Source organism: Salipiger sp. HF18 (assembly GCF_011806505.1).
GTDB lineage: Bacteria > Pseudomonadota > Alphaproteobacteria > Rhodobacterales > Rhodobacteraceae > Salipiger > Salipiger thiooxidans.
Genome location: NZ_JAATOS010000487.1, coordinates 1 through 2,964, shown reverse-complemented (window position 1 = coordinate 2,964; position 2,964 = coordinate 1). Strand labels below are relative to the sequence as shown.

Annotated in this window: 2 protein-coding genes, 1 tRNA gene and 2 pseudogenes; 3 read left to right on the top strand and 2 right to left on the bottom strand. The window is 60.3% G+C overall.

The window, feature by feature from the left end; genetic code table 11:
* A pseudogene (locus HC022_RS22935) lies at positions 1 to 812 on the bottom strand (hypothetical protein); the annotation flags it as partial.
* A gap of 481 nt (positions 813 to 1,293) precedes the next feature.
* On the opposite strand from HC022_RS22935, the gene HC022_RS22930 reads away from it, so the two are divergent.
* The 3 genes from HC022_RS22930 (at position 1,294) to HC022_RS29465 (ending at position 2,459) form a co-directional block, all read left to right on the top strand.
* Positions 1,294 to 1,370 (top strand) — tRNA-Arg (locus HC022_RS22930).
* A 283-nt stretch (positions 1,371 to 1,653) separates the two neighbouring features.
* On the top strand, positions 1,654 to 2,103 hold the full coding sequence (locus HC022_RS29470; RefSeq protein ID WP_254885245.1) for an IS5 family transposase: 450 nt from the start codon (positions 1,654 to 1,656) through the stop codon (positions 2,101 to 2,103).
* A complete protein-coding gene (locus tag HC022_RS29465) occupies positions 2,100 to 2,459 on the top strand; it encodes a transposase (RefSeq protein WP_254885244.1) in 360 nt (119 codons plus the stop codon). The genes HC022_RS29470 and HC022_RS29465 overlap by 4 nt, the downstream gene beginning before the upstream one ends.
* 44 nt (positions 2,460 to 2,503) lie before the next feature.
* Here the strand turns inward: HC022_RS29465 and HC022_RS22920 are convergent.
* Positions 2,504 to 2,830, bottom strand: a pseudogene (locus HC022_RS22920) (biotin synthase); the annotation flags it as partial.
* Positions 2,831 to 2,964 lie beyond the last annotated feature (134 nt).

The following is a 2,964-nucleotide window of genomic DNA, read 5'->3' as shown; positions in this document are numbered from 1 at the left end:
GGGCCGTGCGTGCCGAAGACGTAGGGCGCCGCGAGCGCCGCCTTGATGCAGGCCTTGTCGACGAAGGAGGGCAGGAGCTGGTTCAGCACCAGCCACTGGTAGTGCAGCCGGACGGTGCGCCGGACGTGCTCGAAGTCCATCAGCCGCGGCACTACGGTCTCGGTCCAGACGGTCTTGCGGATGGACATCCCGCCGACGCCGTGGACCATCCGGCTCACCTCGTTCTCCGCCCGCGCGCCGTCCTTGGCGTGGCTCATGAGGATGTTGTGCAGGCAGATGAAGGCGCCCTGGATCTGGCTCACCAGGATGTTCTCGTCGTTGCGCGGATCGCCGATCAGCGCCGTGCCCTTGGCGTTGCGGGCAAGGTCCAGCGGGCAGTCGTTGCGCCCGAAGAGCAGGTAGTCCTTGTGCTTGTTGTGGTAGAGATGCGGGCTCGCGTCGGGCCCGTCACCGTAGACGCAGTCGAGGTCGAGCGTCGGCGTGCGCACGTTGCGGATCGAGCGAGGGTCGATCTTCCTGCCGATGCTGCTGGTGGCGTCGAGCGTGATGTCATGGTCGACGAACTGGCCGAAGAAGGTCATCCCGGCCTCGGCCGGCCCGGGGGTGACCATCGTGGGTTTCATGCCCTCGACAAGGGCGATGTAGGCGTCGAGGATTGCCTGGTGCGACAGGTTCCCGGTGATCTCGTTCGGCTTGCCGAGGAGATGGCCGAAATGCTGCGCCAGTGGCGGCTCGGTCAACAGGGCCTTGCCGTCGAGGCATTGCTTCACGAGGTAATCGTATCGGGACAGGGCGTGGGTCATACCGGTCATGCTGTGTCTCCTGAAAAAATGAGTCTTTGAAAAATGAGAGAATCTTACTCACGTGCACAGTTTAGGGTTGATCCGTTATTTTGCCGTGAATGGTGTTCCGCAGGATGCGCTTTGCGGCATGATCTTTCGCGCTCGTTTCTGGCTGCGCTTGGCTTGGCGTCCGTGGGTCAGGCCCCGCAAGGCGGCTCCGGGGCAGGGCGCGCGGCTCGCCAGAGGCCATGACAAGCGAATGCCTCGCCGACGAAATTTCCCGATTGCGGGCGCCGCCGCTTTGCCGTATCACCCCCAAGCGCAGGCACCCGTAGCTCAGCTGGATAGAGCGCTGCCCTCCGAAGGCTGATGTCAAGGGGCTGCCGCGATGACGAGGACTAAGAAAGAGACGTGATACCAAGCTCTTGCCGAGCAGATCGTTTTTCGATTTAAAGGCTTGAGAAGTCGCGTAAGCACTGCGTAAGCAGTCAGGGCCTAACGGTTCTACTGCGCACCCATAGCTCAGCTGGATAGAGCGTCGCCCTCCGAAGGCGAAGGCCTCAGGTTCGAATCCTGATGGGTGCGCCACTAACCTCGAAATTCCACGATTTGGGCTCGCTAGTCAGGTTGCCCCGGCGCTGCCGAGTTTGCCGCGCGGTTGCCGTTCATCCAGCGATGGATTGGACGGTTCATTCTTAATTTGCACTATGAAATCAATTAACAAGGCAATCTGCATCTGTACCAAGCACCAAACTTTCATTTGTTGCGGGTCCCATACGCCTAGGTCATGTTGACAAACAGGTTTCACATCGCGGTGTGGGCATGATTCAAGCTGCTATCTGCGATGGAGAGCAGCTTGGCACGAGACCTGATGTCCGACGAGGAGTGGGCGTTCTTTGAACGGATTATCCTGGCCGTCCGTGCGCCGAACGGGCGCAAGCCGACCAACCACCGCCTAGTTCTTGGTGGGGTTTTCTGGATCGCTCGCACCGGTGCCCCATGGCGCGACCTGCCTGAGGAGTTTGGCAAATGGTCGAGCGTCTACCGGCAGTTCCGACGCTGGACGCGGGCAGGTCTTTTGGAAGACGTCATGGACGCCCTGAACCAAAGCGGGGCAGTGCCGGATTTCCTCCAAATGGTCGACAGCACCGTGGTTCGCGCCCGTCATCAGGCAGCGGGCGCAATAGGGGGACACCACGACAGGGTTCTGGCCGCTCAAGAGCGTCCGATGGGAAAACAGTCCACTGGACTGTTTTCTGGACCATCTTCCACTTCACGACCAAGATCCACGTCCGCGTCAATGCAGCAGGCCTGCCCATGAGGACTGAGATCATGCCGGGACAGACATCCGATTATCGGGGGTTCGACCTCGTCATGGCCGACAACCCGCCAGAGCCGAGCGTCCTCTTGGCAGACAGAGGCTATGACTCTGACAACATTCAGAAAAAGATGGAGGCACGAGACGTGCTCACCCAAATTCCCATGCGCAAATCACGCAAGATGCGCGTCGGTGTCGATCATTCGCTGTATTCATTGCGCAACCTCGTCGAACGTTGCTTCAACAAGTTGAAAAACGCACGCCGGGTCGCCACACGCTACGACAAAACCGCTGAGTTCTTTCTGGGCTTCATCGACATCACGTCTATCCGCCTCTGGCTTCGCCTTTTGTCAACATGACCTGGCGTCATGCAGGTTTTCAGCCCCAGTTCGGCCACGTCCTACACCATGTCGCAGAGCTTGTTCATGTCGCGGTCCCTGGGGCTGCGCCCGGCATCGCCCATGCAGAAGCGCCGCGCTCCTGAGGCCTTGGCACGCTTGGCGGCGGCCAGAACTTCCTCTGTTCCCATCAGCTTGGTGGCCTTCACCCCGGTGTCGTGATGGGCGGATTGCGAGCAATAGCCGCAATCTTCCGGGCAGCCGCCGGTCTTGATGCTGAGCAGGCTCGCCGTCTCGATCGCAGTGGGGTCGAAATGCGCGCGGTGCAGGTTTTGGGCACGGTTCATCAGGTCGGCGAAGGGCAGGGCGTGGATCGTGCTGGCGTCTGCCATGGTCTAGTCGGTCCGGATCATTGCGCGCGGGTCCGCAGGCGGGCGATGGTCGCGATGAGGCGTTGTTGCACAAATCGGGCAAGGGATTCACTACATGAATCCAAAATGATAGCTGTTAAGCATGAGCAGTTGGG